Source organism: Planococcus plakortidis, assembly GCF_001687605.2.
Taxonomy (GTDB): domain Bacteria; phylum Bacillota; class Bacilli; order Bacillales_A; family Planococcaceae; genus Planococcus; species Planococcus plakortidis.
Genome location: NZ_CP016539.2, coordinates 2,272,601 through 2,291,376, shown reverse-complemented (window position 1 = coordinate 2,291,376; position 18,776 = coordinate 2,272,601). Strand labels below are relative to the sequence as shown.

General features: G+C 49.5%; 14 protein-coding genes and 1 pseudogene. 13 read left to right on the top strand and 2 right to left on the bottom strand.

Features of this window, described 5'->3' with window-relative positions:
- Positions 1–12 precede the first annotated feature (12 nt).
- The 6 genes from glpK to BBI15_RS11535 all read left to right on the top strand — a co-directional run bounded on the left by glpK (position 13) and on the right by BBI15_RS11535 (position 8,702).
- Complete coding sequence (glpK, locus tag BBI15_RS11560) at positions 13–1,515, top strand: glycerol kinase GlpK (protein ID WP_068869701.1); 1,503 nt, start codon at positions 13–15, stop codon at positions 1,513–1,515.
- A 137-nt stretch (positions 1,516–1,652) separates the two neighbouring features.
- The gene (locus tag BBI15_RS11555; protein WP_068869700.1) at positions 1,653–3,326 is read left to right on the top strand and encodes a glycerol-3-phosphate dehydrogenase/oxidase; all 1,674 of its coding nucleotides are present in this window, start codon (positions 1,653–1,655) and stop codon (positions 3,324–3,326) included.
- Between the two features lie 264 nt (positions 3,327–3,590).
- On the top strand, positions 3,591–5,618 hold the full coding sequence (locus BBI15_RS11550) for a cell wall-binding repeat-containing protein (RefSeq protein ID WP_068869699.1): 2,028 nt from the start codon (positions 3,591–3,593) through the stop codon (positions 5,616–5,618).
- A 132-nt stretch (positions 5,619–5,750) separates the two neighbouring features.
- Positions 5,751–6,284 carry a divergent PAP2 family protein gene (locus tag BBI15_RS11545; protein WP_068869698.1) on the top strand — a complete coding sequence of 178 codons (534 nt, stop codon included), beginning with the start codon at positions 5,751–5,753 and terminating at the stop codon, positions 6,282–6,284.
- A gap of 157 nt (positions 6,285–6,441) precedes the next feature.
- Positions 6,442–6,807: a hypothetical protein gene (locus BBI15_RS11540; protein ID WP_068869697.1), complete on the top strand. Its 366-nt coding sequence runs from the start codon at positions 6,442–6,444 to the stop codon at positions 6,805–6,807.
- 467 nt (positions 6,808–7,274) lie between these two features.
- Complete coding sequence (locus BBI15_RS11535) at positions 7,275–8,702, top strand: trypsin-like peptidase domain-containing protein (protein ID WP_068869696.1); 1,428 nt, start codon at positions 7,275–7,277, stop codon at positions 8,700–8,702.
- 524 nt (positions 8,703–9,226) lie between these two features.
- Here BBI15_RS11535 and BBI15_RS11530 read toward each other — a convergent pair.
- Together BBI15_RS11530 and BBI15_RS11525 are read right to left on the bottom strand one after the other, a co-directional pair.
- Positions 9,227–9,910, bottom strand: coding sequence for a class D sortase (locus tag BBI15_RS11530; protein WP_068869695.1), 684 nt, complete (start codon positions 9,908–9,910; stop codon positions 9,227–9,229).
- A complete protein-coding gene (locus BBI15_RS11525) occupies positions 9,907–11,085 on the bottom strand; it encodes a processed acidic surface protein (RefSeq protein ID WP_068869694.1) in 1,179 nt (392 codons plus the stop codon). The genes BBI15_RS11530 and BBI15_RS11525 overlap by 4 nt, the downstream gene beginning before the upstream one ends.
- Before the next feature lie 207 nt (positions 11,086–11,292).
- Between BBI15_RS11525 and galU the strand changes: the two genes are divergently transcribed.
- From galU to BBI15_RS11490, 7 genes and pseudogenes are all read left to right on the top strand, one after another.
- Positions 11,293–12,171, top strand: coding sequence for a UTP--glucose-1-phosphate uridylyltransferase GalU (gene galU / locus BBI15_RS11520; protein WP_068869693.1), 879 nt, complete (start codon positions 11,293–11,295; stop codon positions 12,169–12,171).
- 86 nt (positions 12,172–12,257) lie between these two features.
- Entirely contained in the window at positions 12,258–12,773 is a 516-nt protein-coding gene (locus tag BBI15_RS11515) for a hypothetical protein (RefSeq protein ID WP_068869692.1), read from the top strand.
- 377 nt (positions 12,774–13,150) lie between these two features.
- Positions 13,151–13,912 (top strand): hypothetical protein, encoded by a 762-nt coding sequence (locus tag BBI15_RS11510; protein WP_068869691.1) that lies wholly within the window; start codon positions 13,151–13,153, stop codon positions 13,910–13,912.
- Positions 13,909–15,140 (top strand): annotated as a pseudogene (locus tag BBI15_RS16810) (glycosyltransferase family 2 protein). The gene BBI15_RS11510 and the pseudogene BBI15_RS16810 overlap by 4 nt, the downstream one beginning before the upstream one ends.
- Complete coding sequence (locus BBI15_RS11500) at positions 15,137–16,159, top strand: hypothetical protein (RefSeq protein WP_068869690.1); 1,023 nt, start codon at positions 15,137–15,139, stop codon at positions 16,157–16,159. Before BBI15_RS16810 ends, BBI15_RS11500 begins: the two are co-directional and overlap by 4 nt.
- A gap of 16 nt (positions 16,160–16,175) precedes the next feature.
- Positions 16,176–17,861 (top strand): polysaccharide deacetylase family protein, encoded by a 1,686-nt coding sequence (locus tag BBI15_RS11495; protein ID WP_068869689.1) that lies wholly within the window; start codon positions 16,176–16,178, stop codon positions 17,859–17,861.
- Between the two features lie 142 nt (positions 17,862–18,003).
- Positions 18,004–18,714, top strand: coding sequence for a hypothetical protein (locus tag BBI15_RS11490; RefSeq protein ID WP_068869688.1), 711 nt, complete (start codon positions 18,004–18,006; stop codon positions 18,712–18,714).
- The last annotated feature ends 62 nt before the right edge of the window (positions 18,715–18,776 follow it).

Here is an 18,776-nt window from a genome sequence, read left to right as displayed (position 1 = left end):
GAGGAGATTCCAGTGAGTAAAAAATATATTTTATCGATCGACCAAGGGACAACGAGTTCACGGGCGGTCCTGTTGAATCATGCAGGCGAGATTGTCGGCACCGGCCAACAGGAGTTCCAGCAATTTTTCCCGAAACCGGGCTGGGTCGAACATGACGCCAATGAAATTTGGACTTCGGTCCTTGCGTGTATCGCAGAAGTATTGCGCAAGACAGACGTCGACCCATCCGAGATCTCGGGCATCGGCATCACCAATCAGCGCGAGACGACTGTCGTCTGGGACCGCAATACCGGCAAGCCGATCTATAAAGCGATCGTCTGGCAATCACGCCAGACGGATGGCATCTGCAACGAATTGAAAGACCAGGGCTTGAACGATACATTCCGTAAGAAGACCGGCCTTCTGATCGATGCTTATTTCTCAGGCACAAAAGTGAAATGGATCCTCGACAATGTCGAAGGGGCAAGGGAAAAAGCGGATAATGGCGATTTGATGTTCGGGACGATCGATACGTGGCTCGTTTACCGTTTGTCTGGCGGCACGACGCATATCACGGATTACAGCAATGCTTCCCGTACACTTATGTACAATATCCATGATCTTGAGTGGGACGATGAGTTGCTCGACATCCTGACCGTGCCGAAGAGCATGCTGCCGGAAGTGCGCCAATCATCTGAGATCTATGCGCATACCGTCAGTTATCATTTCTTCGGCCATGAAGTGCCGATCGCGGGAATTGCCGGCGACCAGCAGGCAGCCTTGTTCGGCCAGGCCTGCTTCGAAAAAGGCATGGCGAAAAACACATACGGCACAGGCTGCTTCATGCTGATGAATACCGGTGAAAAAGCGGTGGAATCGGAACACGGATTGCTCACGACGCTTGCCTGGGGCGTCGATGGGAAAGTCGAATACGCACTCGAAGGCAGCATTTTCGTGGCAGGGTCTGCCATCCAATGGCTGCGTGATGGGCTGCAGGTCATCGAGACAGCGCCTGAGAGCGAAGATTATGCGAAACAAGTGGATTCGACTGACGGTGTCTACATGGTACCGGCATTTGTCGGGCTCGGTACGCCGTATTGGGACACCGATGCAAGGGGCGCAGTATTCGGTCTGACACGCGGCACGACGAAAGCCCATTTCATCCGTGCGACACTTGAAGCGCTCGCATATCAGACAAAAGACGTTGTAGATGTTATGATAGAAGATGCAGGGATTGAATTGAAGACTTTGCGCGTCGATGGGGGCGCAGTCGGCAACGACATGCTGATGCAATTCCAGTCGGATTTGCTCCATGTGCCTGTTGAACGCCCGCGCATCCAGGAAACGACGGCACTCGGCGCTGCTTACTTGGCGGGCCTTGCTACAGGATTCTGGAAAGACAAGGACGAGATTGCCACACAATGGCAGCTCGATAAAACCTACGAGCCGGAAATGTCCGATGAAACGAGCGAGCGCCTTTACACGGGCTGGCAGAATGCGGTAGCCGCGACTCGTACATTCAAGCCTGTCAACTAAACATACAAGTTAATCATTCGAGAGATAAATGGCCGGAGACGAGGAGAGACCATGCCAGTACAGCAGATGCAAATCTGCGGCTGTGTACGGGTCTCTCTTTTTAATATGGAAAATATTGGATAAGGAGTCGGTTAAGAATGAAATTCTCAAGCCTCAAACGTACAGAAACTTATGGACAGATGAAACAAGCCCCGCTCGATGTGTTGATCATCGGCGGCGGGATCACAGGAGCTGGCATCGCGTTGGACGCTGCAGCACGCGGCGTCCGCGCAGTCGTCCTGGAAATGCAGGATTTCGCGGCAGGGACTTCGAGCCGTTCGACGAAACTCGTGCACGGCGGATTGCGCTACTTGAAGCAATTTGAAGTGAAGATGGTCGCGGAAGTCGGCAAAGAACGCGAAATCGTCTACGAAAACGGGCCTCATGTGACAACTCCTGAATGGATGATGCTGCCGTTCCATAAAGGCGGCACATTCGGGCCACTCAGCACGAACATCGGCCTACGCGTCTACGATTTCCTGGCAGGCGTCAAAAGAAGTGAACGCCGCCAGATGTTCTCGCGCGAAGAAGCGAGCCGCCGCGAGCCGCTCGTGAAACAGCAAGGGTTGAAAGGCGCTGGCTACTACGTTGAATACAAGACGGATGATGCGCGCCTGACGATTGAAGTGATGAAAAAAGCGGTCGAAAAAGGAACGCTTGCGCTGAACTACGTAAAAGTGAAAGGGTTCCTTTACGACAACGGCAAAGTAGTCGGCGTGGTAGCGGAAGACCAGCTTGACGGCACCATCCACGAGATTTTCGCGAAAAGAATCGTCAACGCGGCAGGCCCATGGGTCGATACCTTGCGCGAAGAAGACAACTCGAAAAAAGGCAAGACTTTGCAGCTGACGAAAGGGATCCATTTGGTGTTCGACCAGGCACGATTCCCGCTCAAGCAGGCGATCTATTTCGACATGCCGGATGGCCGCATGGCATTCGCCATCCCGCGCCAGGGCAAAGTTTACGTAGGCACGACCGATACGGTCTACAAACAGGACATCGCGCACCCGACGATGACAACCGAAGACCGTGACTACGTCCTAAAAGCTGTCAATTTCATGTTCCCGGATGTGGCGATCACGGCTGCGGACATCGAATCCAGCTGGGCAGGGCTGCGCCCGCTCATCCATGAAGAAGGAAAAGACCCATCCGAGATTTCCCGCAAGGATGAAATTTTCGTATCGGATTCCGGCTTGATTTCGATTGCTGGGGGCAAGCTCACCGGTTACCGTAAAATGGGCGAAAGCATCATGGACTTGGTCACTGAGCAGCTTCAAGCGGAATATGGCGTTTCCTTCAAGAAAGTATCGACGAAGAAAATGGCGCTTTCCGGCGGTGAAGTCGGCGGTTCCAAAGGGTTTAAAACGTTCAAGGCCGACCGCATGAAACGGGCATCCGAATTCGGCATTACAGCGGATGCAATGGAATTGCTCGTCAACCGCTACGGTGCGAATGTCGACCAAGTGCTGCGCCATTATACCGATGGATTGACTGATGCCGCCGAGCTTGATCTCGACCCGCTCGTCTATGCGATGCTGCGCTATGGCATCGAATCGGAAGCTGTCTGCAAGCCAGTCGATTTCTTCATCCGCCGTACAGGCGCATTGTATTTTGATATCGAATGGGTGCATGCCCATAAAGAAGCCGCTGCTGCATATATGGCAGGCGTATTCAACTGGACGGCACAACAGAAGGCACGTTATATGGAAGAATTGGAAATCCTTCTCCATGAAGCGGTTATTCCAACTGCGGTATCTGAACTAAGTAAATAAGTCACGATTCACCGGGATGCTCCCTGTCATTCATTTGATAGGGAGTTATTTTTTTGATTAAATTTACAAAAATCATGTCATTAGTGCTAAACATCAGGTTTTAGAGGGTAGAGAATAATATCCATTTTTTATTGAAATCCAAAAGAATTTTTACATAGTCTAGGCATTTATCTCGAAAGAACGTATACTTTTCGTAAAATATCTATTTGAATTATCAGAAAATATAGTGTGGAAAGACTACGGGGGATGGTGAGGAGAATGACCATGAAAAAGACAACTACGGCATTGGCGGCTATGACATTAGCCCTTTCTCTGATCGGTATTGGCACAACGGCACAAGCGCAGGGATCGATGGGAAAAACTGCAGAGCGGGTCATCGTTAAACTGCAGAAACAAGGCGTGATGGAAGGGGCGGCTGCTGCGGGGGATGTCACGACAGCAACTGCAGGAAGCGGCCAAATCGTCACGATCGACGTGCCGGAGGGCGAAAATCTGGAATCGTTTATGGCGGAACTTTCGGGGCAAGGCGATATTGCATACGTGGAACCGGACGGGCGTGTGGAATTGGCCGTGATCCCTGGCGACCCATATTATGCGGGGTATCAATACCATCATCGTCTGATCGGTTCAGAAGCGGCCTGGGATAAAACGACAGGAAACAAGGACGTGCTTGTGGCGGTAATCGATGATGGATTTGATTTGCTGCATCCGGATCTGAAAGGGCGCATCGTGTCCCCGTTCAATGTCATCACCGGAAGCGGGAATGTGAGCGTGGAATTTCACGGGACACATGTTGCAGGGCTGATCGCCGGCAACATGGACGATGAATTATTTGGTGTGGGAGTGGCGCCGTCGACGAGCATCATGCCGATCGATGTGTTCGATGGTGAGGATGGCTTTATCTCGGATGTGGCCGCTGGCGTGTATCATGCGGTCGATAAGGGGGCCGACATCATCAACATGAGCCTCGTTGCCTATGCCGATACAAATGTATTGAGGGAGGCCGTGGAATATGCGCATTCGAGAAACGTCCTCGTCATAGCCGCAGCCGGAAACGACGGCATCAGTTCCCCTTATTATCCGGCAGCCTATAAAGAAGTGGTGTCGGTCGCGTCCACCGATGCTGCAGACAAGCGTTCGGCATTTTCGAATTATGGCAAAACGATCGACATCGCCGCACCGGGTTCTGGCGTTTTTTCCATTTTTCCTGATAAGTCATTCGGCGGCATGGACGGGACTTCCATGTCGACCCCGATCGTCTCGGGCGCTGCTGCCCTGTTGAAAGCGAATGAACCGAAACTCAGCAATACGGATATCGCGGGTCGCTTGATGCTGACCGCGAAAGATCTCGGGACAACCGGGAAAGATGTTTACTACGGCCATGGCCGCTTGAATATCGACCGTGCGCTCACTCTCGATGCCAGCCATTGGTCGAACCGGCTGGCCGGGCAGACCCGCTACGATACGGCGGTGGCCATTTCCAAAGCGGGATGGAATGCTGCTTCGACAGTCGTCATTGCGACAGGCGCTGACTTTCCGGATGCATTGGCGGGAGGCCCGCTTGCCTATCAGGAAAATGCGCCGATCCTGCTGACGAAAGGCGATAGCCTCCATCCGGCAACCGCCGCTGAAATTCGCCGGTTGAAGCCCGGTAAAGCCATTCTTCTCGGCAGCGGCGGGGCGCTGTCGGCCACTGTTGAAATGCAAGTGCGCCAGCTAGTGGCTGATGTCGAGCGCATCGGCGGTAAAAATCGCTACGATACAGCTGCCTTGATCGCAGAAAAAATCCCGGGTAACCGGGCAGTCGTCTCCAGCGGCCAGAATTTCCCGGATGTCCTTTCGATCTCCCCTTATGCGGCGAAAAATGGCATCCCGATTTTGCTGACGCGTACAGGCACGTTGCCCGTTGAGACGAAAAGCGCTTTGTCCGGAAAAACCTCGACGATCGTCACCGGGGGGACCGGCGCAATCAGCGATGCCGTCATGGCGCAATTGCCGGGCGCCAAGCGCTATGGAGGCACGAGCCGCTATGATACCGGCAAATTGATCAACCAGAACTTTCCGATGGGGAAACAGAAAGCCTTTATCGCAACCGGAACGAACTTTCCGGATGCTTTAGCAGGGTCGGTGCTGGCTGCAAAAAAAGATGCGCCCATCTTATTGACTGCCGCGAACTCGGTGCCATCCCCGACAAGAAGCTTGCTTCCTGTGTATCCAGCCTATTCAATCTTCGGCAGCAAAGGCGCGGTGACACCTGATGTGAAATTCGAAGTCGACCTGCAGTTGAAATGAGGCGCAATATTCCTGTTTCGATCATTTCCTCCAAAAATATTTCCTGCCCTTACATATCTTCAATAGTTTCAGGGTAAAGGGGATTATCGGGCGGCACGAGCCGCAGCAGCTACTGTATTGGAGGATGAAAAGATGAGAAAAATGAATCGTGGAATGATCACCTCACTCGGGGCGATCGGCATTGCGCAAGGATTGAAAATCGTCACGCATAAAGTGGTGGCAGGAAAATGGGATTGGCAGCAAGCCTTCACGACCGGCGGCATGCCAAGTTCCCACTCGGCAGGGGTATCGGCACTCGCAGCATATGTCGCATCGAATAAAGGGGCGCGCCATACGGAAACGGCACTCGCTGTCGTCTTCGGCGCGATCGTCATGTACGATGCACAAGGGATACGCCGCCACACCGGTGAGATTGCGCGCCTGGTCAACGACCTCGAGGACAGCTTCACAAAAATTTCCGGAGAGTTCCCAAGTTTTGAATTCGTGGAGCGCGATAAGGAATTGAAGGAGCTGCTCGGCCACCAGCCGATTGAAGTATTTGCAGGCGCTGCATTCGGCACTTTGCTCGGCATCATTGCGGCGAAGGTCGAGAACCGCGAACGTGACCTGGAGCAGCAAAAACGCCTGCCATATAATGGGCGCATGACCCGCGCAGATTGTAGATAAAGAAAAGCCGCTGATGAAGCGGTTTTTTTCTTTGCGCCGGGCACATACTGTAAAGATTGTTAAGTGTTGATGAAGACTGTGGGCAAAAGGGTTACGGAAGCGCAGAAATCGGTTAGCCTATTAGTGAAAGCAGACCCATTCGAAGGAGGAAGATCATTTGAAGATTTCTGCTCTGGACCTCTCACTTTCTGCATTCGCTTTTGGACTGGTATTCATGGCGCATTTCGCCCCCCTCGCTTTAGCGAACGAGAATGCACAGTACGCCAAAAAGCATGAGCCCGGGCGGGTAGTAATCGAACGCCTCGGCCCGGGCGGCGTGGAACAAGAATTAGAACAGCTGGAACAGCAGGTAGACAGTAAAGAAACATTGACGATCGATGAGTATCAGGAAATCCAAGGCCAGTTGGATGAATTGCTGCAACGTGTGAACGAACAAGCGAAAGCAAGCGGGGAAGCGGATGCGGAATTATTCGGCGATGTCCTGGAACTGCAGGAAACGGTCACCGGAATCGACGTCAGATGAATCGATGGAAGTGAATTGAATGCTTATACGGGAAGCGATGCTGAGGCATTGCTTTTTATTATGCCCTAAAAGGGAGGTCCCACCTCTGCCTCCAAATGCGCCAAAGATGCATCGGCTATCCGGCTCGCTGCCGAATTCAGCAGCGGACACCACAGGCAGAAAGAAACTGCTGGGCCGAACTTTAAATGATAATCGATAAGTTCAAACTTCCTACCCGGTCAGTTCAAATTCAATTCCCGAAAGAACGAGACGCCAATATTGTTTGAATTTCGGCGAAATGAATGAAATCAAGGCGTCAAGCATTTCTTATGTATACAAAGTCCTAAAAAAAGCTGTTCTGAATATTGAAATTTATTACCAATTGAGGACAAAATATTACAAAGGCAACCTAAGGTGGAGGTTTGGCGTTCTAAGGTTTATAATGAAGAAAATTCGGGGATGATTTATGTCCGGCAGGAGGTACAGCTATGAAATGCACAAAATGTGGCACGATGAACGATGGGTCTGCAAAGTTCTGTGATAATTGCGGAGCGCCACTTGCCACAAGGAAGCAACGCAAACCGAAGCGCAATAAGTTCGTGTATGCGCTTGTGTTGTTGGCCGTATTATTGGGGCTTGGATTTGGCTTAGGGCAGTTACTGGGCGAGGAAGAACCGGAAGTGGCATTGCCGCAGGAAGATACCGAAGCTTCTGAAGAAGTGCCAGAGGAAGAGCCGGTGGAAGCAGAGCCGGCAGAAGAAGAAATGCCGGTTGAAGAGCCGGAAACGCAAGTGTCTTCTGAAGAACCGGTAGAAGGCACTGTGACAAAAGCGGAAAATATTACTCATCCTTCCGACCAGGAAGAAAAAGTGGAACCCAAGAAAAAAGACAAGACAGCCGTCATCAAAGACGCGCAATCACGAGTCTATACCATTCTGACTGAGGGCGGCCAAGGTTCCGGATTCTTGTTTACGGAAACCGGCATGGTCGTAACGAACGCCCACGTTGTGTCAGGGTATACCGATGTAATCGTGCGCAATATCAATGGCCAGGACCATGAAGGAACCGTTGTCGGGATTTCTGCTGAATCCGACATCGCCTTGATTCATGTGGAGGCATTGACTGGCATCGAACCATTGGAAGTGGAGATGGCAGCGACCGACGTTGGCACGGAAGTGATCGCACTCGGCAGCCCGTCCGGTTTTGAAAATACCGCTTCGATGGGTTACTTGACAGGCATCGACCGTGACTTCTACCAGGAATTCACGTATGAGAACATTTACCAAATCGATGCAGCGCTGGCGCCTGGGTCGAGCGGGGGGCCACTCCTGGATGCAGGGACTGGAAAAGTCATCGGCATCAACTCGCTATTGTTCCCGGAAGGGGATTCAATCGGGTTCTCCATTCCGCTTTACTCCATGTATGACCAGTTGGATGCATGGGCGAAAAATCCGATGAGCCGTGAAGCGGTCGCCGAGATTTTCCCTGTCTATGATGACTTCGACAGCAACTACGAAGACGAGGATTACGAATTCGATTACAGCACGACACACGAATTCACCGAAGAATCGTTAACGGAATTTGTCGTGAGCTATCAGGAGTTCTACGAGCTGGCCTTGCAGGAAGAAGATTTCTATTATGTCCAGAACTTGCTGGTCTATCAAAGCGATATCTACAATAGCATGATTGAATACATCGATCAGATCGCCGGCAAAAACATGGAGCATATCTTCACTAAACTCGATATCACGAATATTGAGATCAAGGAAGACCATGCACTTGTCTACACAGAAGAAGCATTTGAGTTCAAGGACGCAGAAGGCAATTGGTCAGTGCAGGAACGCACGAAAGTCTATACGATCGTCATGGACGATTACGGATTCTTCTATATTTCCGATATCGTCAACGTGGAATAATGAAAAGCCCTGAATTTCCATTCAGGGCTTTTCAGGCTGTCGAGAAAGTTATGAAATTGTATTTTCCGAAGCTTATTGATCGCTTTCCGCGGGCGGGAATCGAGCCTCCTCGGTCGCTACCGAAAACCCTTGTGCTCAACTCTCGCTACGTTCGAGCATCGCAGAAAACCCGCTTGCTCCCACATCTGCCAGCAGATGCGTCGCAAATGAATAGGCTCAGCATAGCTTCGCTCATTCATTGCCTGTGGGGTCTCTCAAACCCGCTATTCCCGCAGGAAAGATAAGATCGACCTACGGGAGACCTTATCTTTGCGAAGTAATGCCTAGCATTATTGAGCAGAATGTTTTCCGATCAAACGCTTCTCCAAATACTTAGATAGACCTTTGATTTATAAAATGTAGAAAAACAATTTTCGCTTTAATTTATAGCTGTTCATAGATTTGTTCAACACTCTGAAAAGCCCTGAATGTGCATTCAGGGCTTTTTTGCATGCAAAAAGACCGGGGAGGCTGCGGTCTTTCGGTTAGCTGCTCGAGACGAGATCGGCTACGAGAATGTAGCGGTCAGGCGCATAGCCGACAAAGTCGAACGGGTAGCAAGTGGAGACGGTCAAAGTCGCCCGCGGTTTCGGGACGATGACGGTACGGTCGTCTTCGTCAACAATGCGCACTTGGCGGACGCGGTAAGTGAATGTTCCCTCAGCGGTCGTGACGATCAGTTCATCGCCTTTTCCGACTTTGCCGAGCTCCCGGAATACGGTATCCCGATGCCCCGACAGGACGGAGTTGTCCGATTGTCCCGGAAGGACGCTTCCGGCATAATGGCCGACGCCTTTTTCGAGTTCGTCTTCATCGGTGCCGTGGATGATCGGTAAACTTGCGCCCAGTTCCGGAATGATCAGTTCCCCCATCAAGTCACCGATTTCAGGATCTGACGGATAGTCTATGCCTTTCGGTAGCTGGGCCGTTTCCGCTGGTTCTTCGACTGGGGCTGCAGGATACTGAGCGGGCTCGGCATCCGGCAAGGAAACCTCGGCGTCTGTCGTCTGCAGCTTCGGGGCAAAATCCTCTGCAGTGACGGAATCCGCTTTATAGAGCAGATACCCTTTTACAAAAATCGCTGCTTGCGTTCCGCTGAGCCATAAGCCGAAGATGATCATTCCGGTTGCCAGGACTCCTATCAGCCAGGACGTTTTCTTTTTGTTCATGCGGCTGGTTTTACCCGAATGCGTCTGAACAACAAAGCGCCGAATGCGATAAAGCCGAGTCCGACAGCTGCGTTTTGCGCGAAATCACTGGCCGTTTTCGGCAATTTTCCACCTTTAACGGTTTGATCCGTATTGTCCAGGGACTTTTTAGGTGGCGGAATGACTGTCGGTGTGCTTTCTTCCAGTTCTTTGCCGGTGTCGATGATCAAGTCTGACCCGAACATATCAGCCGTCAACAGGATGTTCGCCAAGAAATCGCCTTGCAGATTGTACAGCTCGATCAAGAGGTCGTAGCCGTCCGTCGACTCGAGGGAAATGAGGGATTGCACGTTCATCTCCTTTTTCTCATCGCCTTTAACGAAATAATATTTGGCTTCCATTTCAAAAATACCCATGAATTCGTCGTAGATCGACAAAAGTTCCGCAATCTGTTCGGCGGATAATTCGGTCACAGTGGAGAATTCTTCGATCGCCATCATGCGCTCGCTGAGTGCCATCAAGCGATCCTCGAACTCCGGGTTCGTGTAATCGAGCGTTTCGAAATGCCCGGCAAGGCGTTCGAGTTCCTGTTCGGTCAAGCCGAATTCGGCGAACATCCCTTCCAAATCCATATCGAACAGCCAGTCTTCCTGGTAGAACAGGATGGAGCTTTCCAAGTCCTCGATATACTCGTAATTTTCGAGTGAATCATCAAATAGGTTAAGGAAGTCTTCGAGTTCATCTTTTGAAGTGAATCCAAATTCCTCCAGTAATATAGCTAAATTCGCTTCGGTGATCGGTGTCCAATCTTCTTGATAGTTCAAATAGAAGTCGATTGTGTCTTCCAATTCTTCAGTAAAAATGATGAATTCCCCATCCGATACGTCTACACCCGCGTCTACATAGCCGAATTCTTCTAGCAAACTGTTCAATTCAGCCCGCGTCAATTCGTATGTATCCAATACTTTTGCAATGCCATCTTCTGTTAGCGGAGTTCCGAGCTCTGCGGAAGAATAAAAATCATCCAGAGCCCAGCCTTTGCTGTGCAGATAGTCGATATAATCCGCTTTTTCCCAGCCGATCTCAGCCAACAAGCGGTTAAAGCCACGGTCATCCTCTGAAATAGCGAACGCCGGGACAGCCCCGATCACGATGGCCAACAAGAGGGAAGTGATAATTGTTAACATGCCCTTCATTTGAATCCTCCTATATGTGTAATAAATGGAATATCTAGAATAGTATAGTCTTGAAATGAGCCTTTTGGAATAGGCCTATATAATTAATAACGACTTAAGTCAATTAAAAATATTTATTGTTTCAAAATTAAGTGAGATTTATCCACTTTCAATTAACAGTGCTATACTCACAGATAGAGGATTACAATTGGAAAGGTGAGACAAGCCATGAAAATCACAAAAGCGATCATCCCCGCGGCAGGGCTTGGCACGCGGTTTTTGCCGGCCACCAAAGCGATGCCAAAAGAGATGCTGCCGATTGTCGATAAGCCGACGATCCAGTATATCGTCGAAGAAGCGATTGCGTCGGGCATCACAAGCATCATCATCGTCACGGGAAAAGGGAAGCGTGCCATCGAAGACCATTTCGATCATGCCTTCGAACTCGAACATATCCTGAAAGAAAAAGGGAAGCTCGATGTGCTCGATTCGGTGCTGGCGACCTCGGAAGTGGAAATCCACTATATCCGCCAAAAACAGCCGCTCGGGCTTGGCCACGCCATCTGGTCAGCGCGCCATTTTATCGGTAATGAGCCGTTTGCGGTGCTGCTTGGGGATGATATCGTCCAAAATGATCCGCCGGCGCTCCTGCAGCTAATCGAGCAGTTCGAAAAAACGGAAAGCCCCATCATCGGGGTTAAGGAAATAAGCGATGATGAAACCCATCGCTACGGCATCATTGCCCCGTCTGAAACCGACGGGCAGCTCATGAAGGTCGACCATTTTGTCGAAAAGCCCGACCCTGGGGATGCCCCGTCCAATTTCGCCATTATGGGCCGTTATGTCCTGACGCCCGAAATCTTCCGGTTGCTGGCAGAGCAGGAGCCGGGGGCCGGCGGGGAAATCCAATTGACCGATGCCATCGAAAAACTGAATGCGATCCGCCCTGTCCGCTCATTCGCGTTTGAAGGCAAACGTTACGATGTGGGGGAGAAATACGGGTTTATCGAAACGACGATCGAATTCGCCCTGCAGCGCCCTGAACTGAAACCGCAGTTACTTGCCCTGTTTGAAAATAAACTGGCTGAAAATAAAGCGGAAGAATAGTTTGTGAAAGTGATTGAATTTTCTGATAACAAATGACATAATTTATTTATATCCACTAGGGTAGACATTGCGGAGGAGGAGATTCAATGATTACAGAAGATGATATCCACGTCGACTACCGGATGGAGATGCGGTCCGGGACTGAAATCTTTGCATGTAAGGCAGATTGCACGCTGAAGGGGCAAGAAGAACAGCCGCAAGTCGGGGATGCCCATTTCTATCTGTTCAATCCGCAGCGCAGTTCGCTGGAATCGTTGGCGATGTATGCGGAAGATATCTCCGAAGGCTTGGGGGATGTCTACCGGGATCTTAAGCATATTCCCGATATCGATGATGTCTTTGGCCTGGTCGCAGTGTTTGACGATCTGCAAGTCGCCAAAGAAGAGCGCAATAAAGGCATCGGGGAATCATTCGGGCAGAAGATGCTTGATGAATTGCGTTTTCTGGATGTAGAATTGCTGGTCGTCATTCCGGGCTATTATACGAATACATCCAAACAGGATGAAGCCTATAATAAAAAAATCCGTGCCTACTATAAGAAGAACGGTTTCAAGCGCTTAAGGAAGAACATGGACAATCCAGTCATGTACACGTACCTATAGTTAAGATGAAAAGCTGCCTTAATGGCGGTTTTTTTATTTTGCCGGCTATCGAACCTGCGTAATGGCGGGGAGGGAAACTGCCGGAGTTTTTTTCGCAGTGAAATAAGGAAATGGATGTAAAAATATGTATGCGCTTTCATTGTTTATAGACAAGGGGAGCCATGCCTTTTAGTGCACATGATTTGATATCTGAATATTTAGTTTTTATAATTATATATACCTATTAAATTAAAAATATCACAGGATTTTATTACTGACAATACATTTTATACTAGTTTAAATAATCAGATTGTAGTAGTATAGGTTTATGATATTTCAATATTTATAATATTGAAATAAATAACGGGTATTTTAACCTATGCGATGGGGTGGGCGGAATGAAGAACAATTTGAAGCTTGGGATTTTGATTTTGATGGTGCTTGGATTCGGTTGGGCGTTATTCTCGCTGGTTCTGCCTTTTTCCACCGAAATGCTGATCGTGGCAGGGCTATCCATCTTGTTCATGACCTTGATCCATGAACGCTATGTATTCCTGTACGGCATAAGCATCATTTTGAGCTATGGGGTGTTCTTGACCGTATTTGCCTTTTTCTTCACGCAGCGGCCGGACCTGGAGCTCATGTATGTCTACAGCCATTTGCTGTTCACCGGTTTCATCTTGTCTTTTTGGCTATTGCTGAACCAGATCAAGCAGATCGGTTACGAAGCGAGCGAATTGCGCCGTCAAGTGCAGCTTCTCCAAAAATACCATGGCGAAACGGACATCCTAACCGTCAATGAGTTCACGGAACAGGCGCAATGGGTGCTCAAGACGACAGAAAGGCGCCAGGAAGAAGCATGGTTCGTGGAAATTACGATCAACACGAAAAACAAGCGCACTCAGCAGAATATCAAGGAATCCCTGGAGCGGGCGACTTTGTCGACGATCCGCCAGAAATTCGACTTGGCGACCTCGACGGGCCAGTCGATTTACTTGCTGCTTAAGGATATAGACGAAGAAGGCGTGCGCCAAATGCTCGAGCGGTATCGCTACAAAGTGAAACAGGAATTGAATCTACTCGATTCGCCGTATGAAATCAGGAAGGAGCAGGTGTCCAATCTGAATGAATTGTCACGTGCTTTGGGTAAAGCGATATGAGCATACTCATCACAGCCACAGTCGTCCTGTTCTGGATTTTGCTGCTGTTCTATTCCGCGGTGACGATCGGCGGTGTTTGGTATCGGCTGCGGTTCCGCAATCCGCCGAAAATCGAACATTACCCGAGCGTGGCCGTGTTGATCCCTGCCCATAATGAGGAAATCGTCATTGAAAATACATTGCGTGCCATGGCGCGCCTGAAATACGAAGGCAAGCTCGACATCTATCTTCTGGATGACAGTTCCACGGATGGGACAGCGGCCATCGTCCAGGAATTCGCGGAAGTCTTTTCCCGTATCCATTACATCCCCGTGCCGCCCGGTAATCCGAAAGGAAAATCAAGAGTCCTCAACTACGGTTTGAGTGTCACGAATTCGGATTATTTTGTCGTCTACGACGCGGACAATGAACCCGAGCCTAATGCTTTGGAGAAACTAGTCCAGGCGGCCGAAACAGTGCAGAACGCTGCCGGAGCTGTCGGGTATGTCAAAACGAAGAACGTCGATACCAATGTGTTGACCCGCATGATCGCACTCGAATTCCAGGTGTTCCAGCTGCTCATGCAATGTGGCCGATGGGCACTTTTCAGACTTGGGTCACTCGCTGGCACAAACATGCTGTTGCGGCGTTCGGTCATCGAGAAGCTGGGGGGTATGACGTATATGCCTTGGCTGAGGATGCAGAATTGACGGTCCGGCTGACGGCTGCCGGTTACGTCCTGCCGGTCATCCCGACTTCCCGCACATGGGAGCAGGAGCCGGAAACTTTGAAAGCGTTCATCAAGCAACGGACGCGCTGGCTGACGGGGAATTTGTATCTCCTGGAGAAATCGGTGAAGGATTGGTCGCATTGGAAGGGTAAAACCTTCGTGCTCAGCTTACAGCATCTCTTCACGTACCTGATTTTTGTGCTGATGCTGTTGATTTCGGACATTTTCTTCATTTTGAGCATTTCTGGAGTCGATATCCCGAACATTGGAGCACCGCTCATGATGCTGTGGTTTATGACTTATATCGTCTATACTGCCCAGCTGTTGAGCGCGCTCGTCATTGACCGGAACGTCTCGCTGACCAATGTGCTGTATGTATTGATCATGTATTTCACCTACGCCCAATTGTTCATCTTGTTGCTGATCCGCAGTGTAGCAACTTACACATGGAGCAAATTGCGCAAAAAAACGATTGCCTGGGACAAAACCCAGCGTTTCAAAGGGAGGGTTGATTCATGATGGAATGGCTCTTGCCGGTAATCGGTGTAATGATGCTCGCTGCCTGCAGCGAGGAAGCAAGCGAACCCTCCCCACAGCCTGAGGAACAGGAGGCGCCAGACGAACAACAACAGCCGATGGAGCAAAAAGCGGTGCCCGAGGATTTCGGGGAAGCTTATTTTGATGAAAACGGGTTTATCCATGCCTATCCATCGGCACCCGATTCTCAATACCTATCCGAGAGCATCGGTTTGTACATGGAATATTTGGTCATGATGGAAGATGAAGAGAAATTCGCCGAACAATATGAAAATCTCATGGATGAATTTGTCGTCGAAGAAGGGGACAACTTCTTCATCAATTGGCTGATCTTTGAGGATGCGACAGTCAATGCGCTGATCGATGATATCCGGATTGCGGCTGCGCTCAGGGAGGCGGACCGATTGTTCGGCCAGCCTAAGTACTCAGAGACTGCGGACCGGATTATCGAAACCATTTCCCGCATCCAGACGAATAACGGCTACACAGTCGATTATTATGACTGGGAAGTGGAATTTCCCGCGCAACGGGTGACTTTGAGTTATTTGATCGATGATGTCCCGAAAGACATGAACGCCGACCGGGTGCTGGAAAATGTCGACACAGATGAAGTATTCTTTCCGGAATACTTTGATGTTGTGGAAGAAGTATACGTAAAGGGCGATGTCATCCACCCGATCGACCAATTGCTCATAGCGATCAACCGTGAGCGGATCGGGTTATCGTCAGGGCGTTTTGAAGAATGGCTGAAAACGGAATGGGAAGAAGAGGGCCGGTTATACGGAAGATACGACCGCGAGACCCTGCAACCGGCAGTCACTTATGAATCGCTGGCCATGTACTTTTTCATGAATGAATATTTTCTGATCATCGGTGAAGAGGAAGCCGCTGAAGAAGTGAAGGTTCGCGCAACTGAAATGATTGAAGAAAACGGTGAAGGCGAAACGCATTTCTTCGACTTCATCCATTACCATCTCATGATGGAAGATGAATCGAAATAGGAAGGGGGCGCTGTCGATGAAACAAATCATGTCTTTCGCATTGCTGCTCGCCTTTCTGGCCATAAGCCCCTGGCAAATCACTGCAGCGGACGGGACATCGGGTGAAGAGCCGAAAGTATTGATCCTCTACCATGCAGAAGAGCAGACGCAAAAGGAAGAAGTTCCGGTTTTGGATATGCTGGCAGGGCATTTTAGTTCTGAAATCACCATACAATCCATTGAAGAAGCTGCAGCAGAATACGTCAAAGGTGATTACACGCATGTCATATACTTCGGGCTTGGGAAGCGGCAACTGACTGAAGAAGAATTGTTCATTGTCGACCAATACGACGACGTGAAAAAAATGTTCATTGGGAATTATTTTGAATACTTCAAAGAAGCTCCTGATCTCAGCATCCGGGATTATCGGCACATTGATGCCGTTAGCGGAGAAGGTAAAATGTTCGATTTAAAGGAAGACAAGGATATGATGCTCATCAATGGCACGGAACAGATGGAGGTTCTTTTTGAAGGACAAGCAGCAGATGGGTCATATCCGCTGATATTTAAAAATGGTACTTTATATTATGTTGCCGTCAACTCAATTACCGGCAGAATCAGTGACATTGTAGGGGAATCACTTTTCGACTTTTTCGATGAAGAAAAATCTCCACCTAAAAAGCTAATTCGGCTGGAAGATATCCATCCGAGAAGCGACCCGGTGCTCGTCAAGCAAGTCGGTGATTATTTGGCGGAGCGGAATATTCCATATGCGGTGACGGTTGTCCCGGTCTACACGAACCCGGAAACCGGCCAGCGGATCCATTTATCCCAGGCGATCGAATTGGTCGATGTCTTGAAGGAAATGCAGAAAAATGGCGCCAGCCTGATTCAGCACGGATACCTCCATCAATACAGGGAAGATGAAACCGGTGAAGGATTCGAATATTGGGATGTGGAGAATGACCGCCCGATTTTCCAGTCGAATACCGATGAAGTGAAGTTGCGTGAGGATTTCGCTACAGATGAAGAATATGAAGATTTCGTCCGGAACGTCGGTTTGCCATACGAACAACAGCATATTTACGAATCCATCGTCAACGGGGTCTATGAAATGACGGCTGAAGGACTGTATCCGATCGCTTTCGAAGCGCCCCATTATTCCATGTCGCAAACCGGCTATAAGGAGCTGTCCAAATATTTCACGACGTATGTCGGCCAAATCCAGATTTCCGACCGTACTTACGATGGAACGTTTGTCCCGTTATACGAATCCACGCCCGCCGGCCTTCATGGGATGAAGGTCATCCCGGAAACGATGGGCTATATCGATCCGGAAAATGATAAGGCGGTCGATGAAATGATTGAGCAAGCCGATTATGCTGCGCAGTTCAGCGACAGCTATTTGGCGTTTTTCTATCACCCATACTTGGGGATCGAAAAATTCGATGAAGTGATGATCAAATTGGAAAAATACGATCAGTACGAATGGGTCGACTTGAAAGAAATGGACCATAGAACTGAAGTGGACGGGATGGTGGTGGAAACTGCGGATGGGGACATCAATGTGTCGCGACCGATGAGCGTGCTTGTGGCCCAGACGACAAAAGATCTTTGGTGGGCTTCCATCCCGCTTGCCATTTTCTTGCTCATCGCGGTAGCTGCGATTGCACAGAAATTCCGCAAACGCAAAACGGACGGTGAGTTCTGGGGAAAACAATGATGCGGGGTGGCTAATAAAACCAGGGGCAGAGAATTTCTCTGCCCCATAGTTTTTTTGTCCGAGCTGGTGTAAGATGATTTTGGTAATAAAACTCAATATCTTTTTGAGTTTTTACCAATTATTTTACAGGGAAGATAATATAATGAATAAAGTTAAAATTTTACCATTTTTAATATCGCTAACATTGCTCTCAGGTGTGGCACTGCTTTATTTCCGTTGGCCGTTGTATGAACAAGCTGTAGCGGCTGCGTTCCTTTCTGTCCCTTTCATCTTATTATTGCCCAGGAAATGGCTTCCGGCTTTTCTGTTTCTGGTGCTGATCGCAGCGCTTGGGCGGGCTGTCCAGGAGCCGGCTGATGCATTGACATCGATCGGAACCTATTTCCTGTTATCGGTTTTTCAATTTTCACTTTGGGCTGTTTCTGAACAACTAAAGTCATTGGAAGAGGAAACGATGCGATTGGAAGAACAACGCCAATCCCTGTTGCAAAAACACGGGGAACTGCGTGCGCTGGAATTACAGGAATTTGTCGAACAGGCTTTGTGGATGTTGAAAACAAGCAAACGCAAGGAACGCACATGGCTGATGGAAGTCACGCCTTTCGTCGATTGCCCTGCACAGATTTCGGAATTGGAGCGGGCAGCCCTCTTGTCGATCGTCCGTCAGCGGGATCTCGTGACAAGCAGGAACGGGGCCGTGTATGTGCTGATCAAGGGGACAGGGGAAGATTCGGTGCAGGCTTTAGTGAAGCGGCTTGAACAAATAATGGATGAAACCAGCGAACCTGCACGATATGAAATCAAAAAAACGGCAATTACTACAGTCGGTGAAATGGGGAGCTTACTCAGTTGAAGCGATTAAACGGACTCAAAATATTGGCATTATCGGTCATGGGAAGCTTGGGCGTAGGAGGA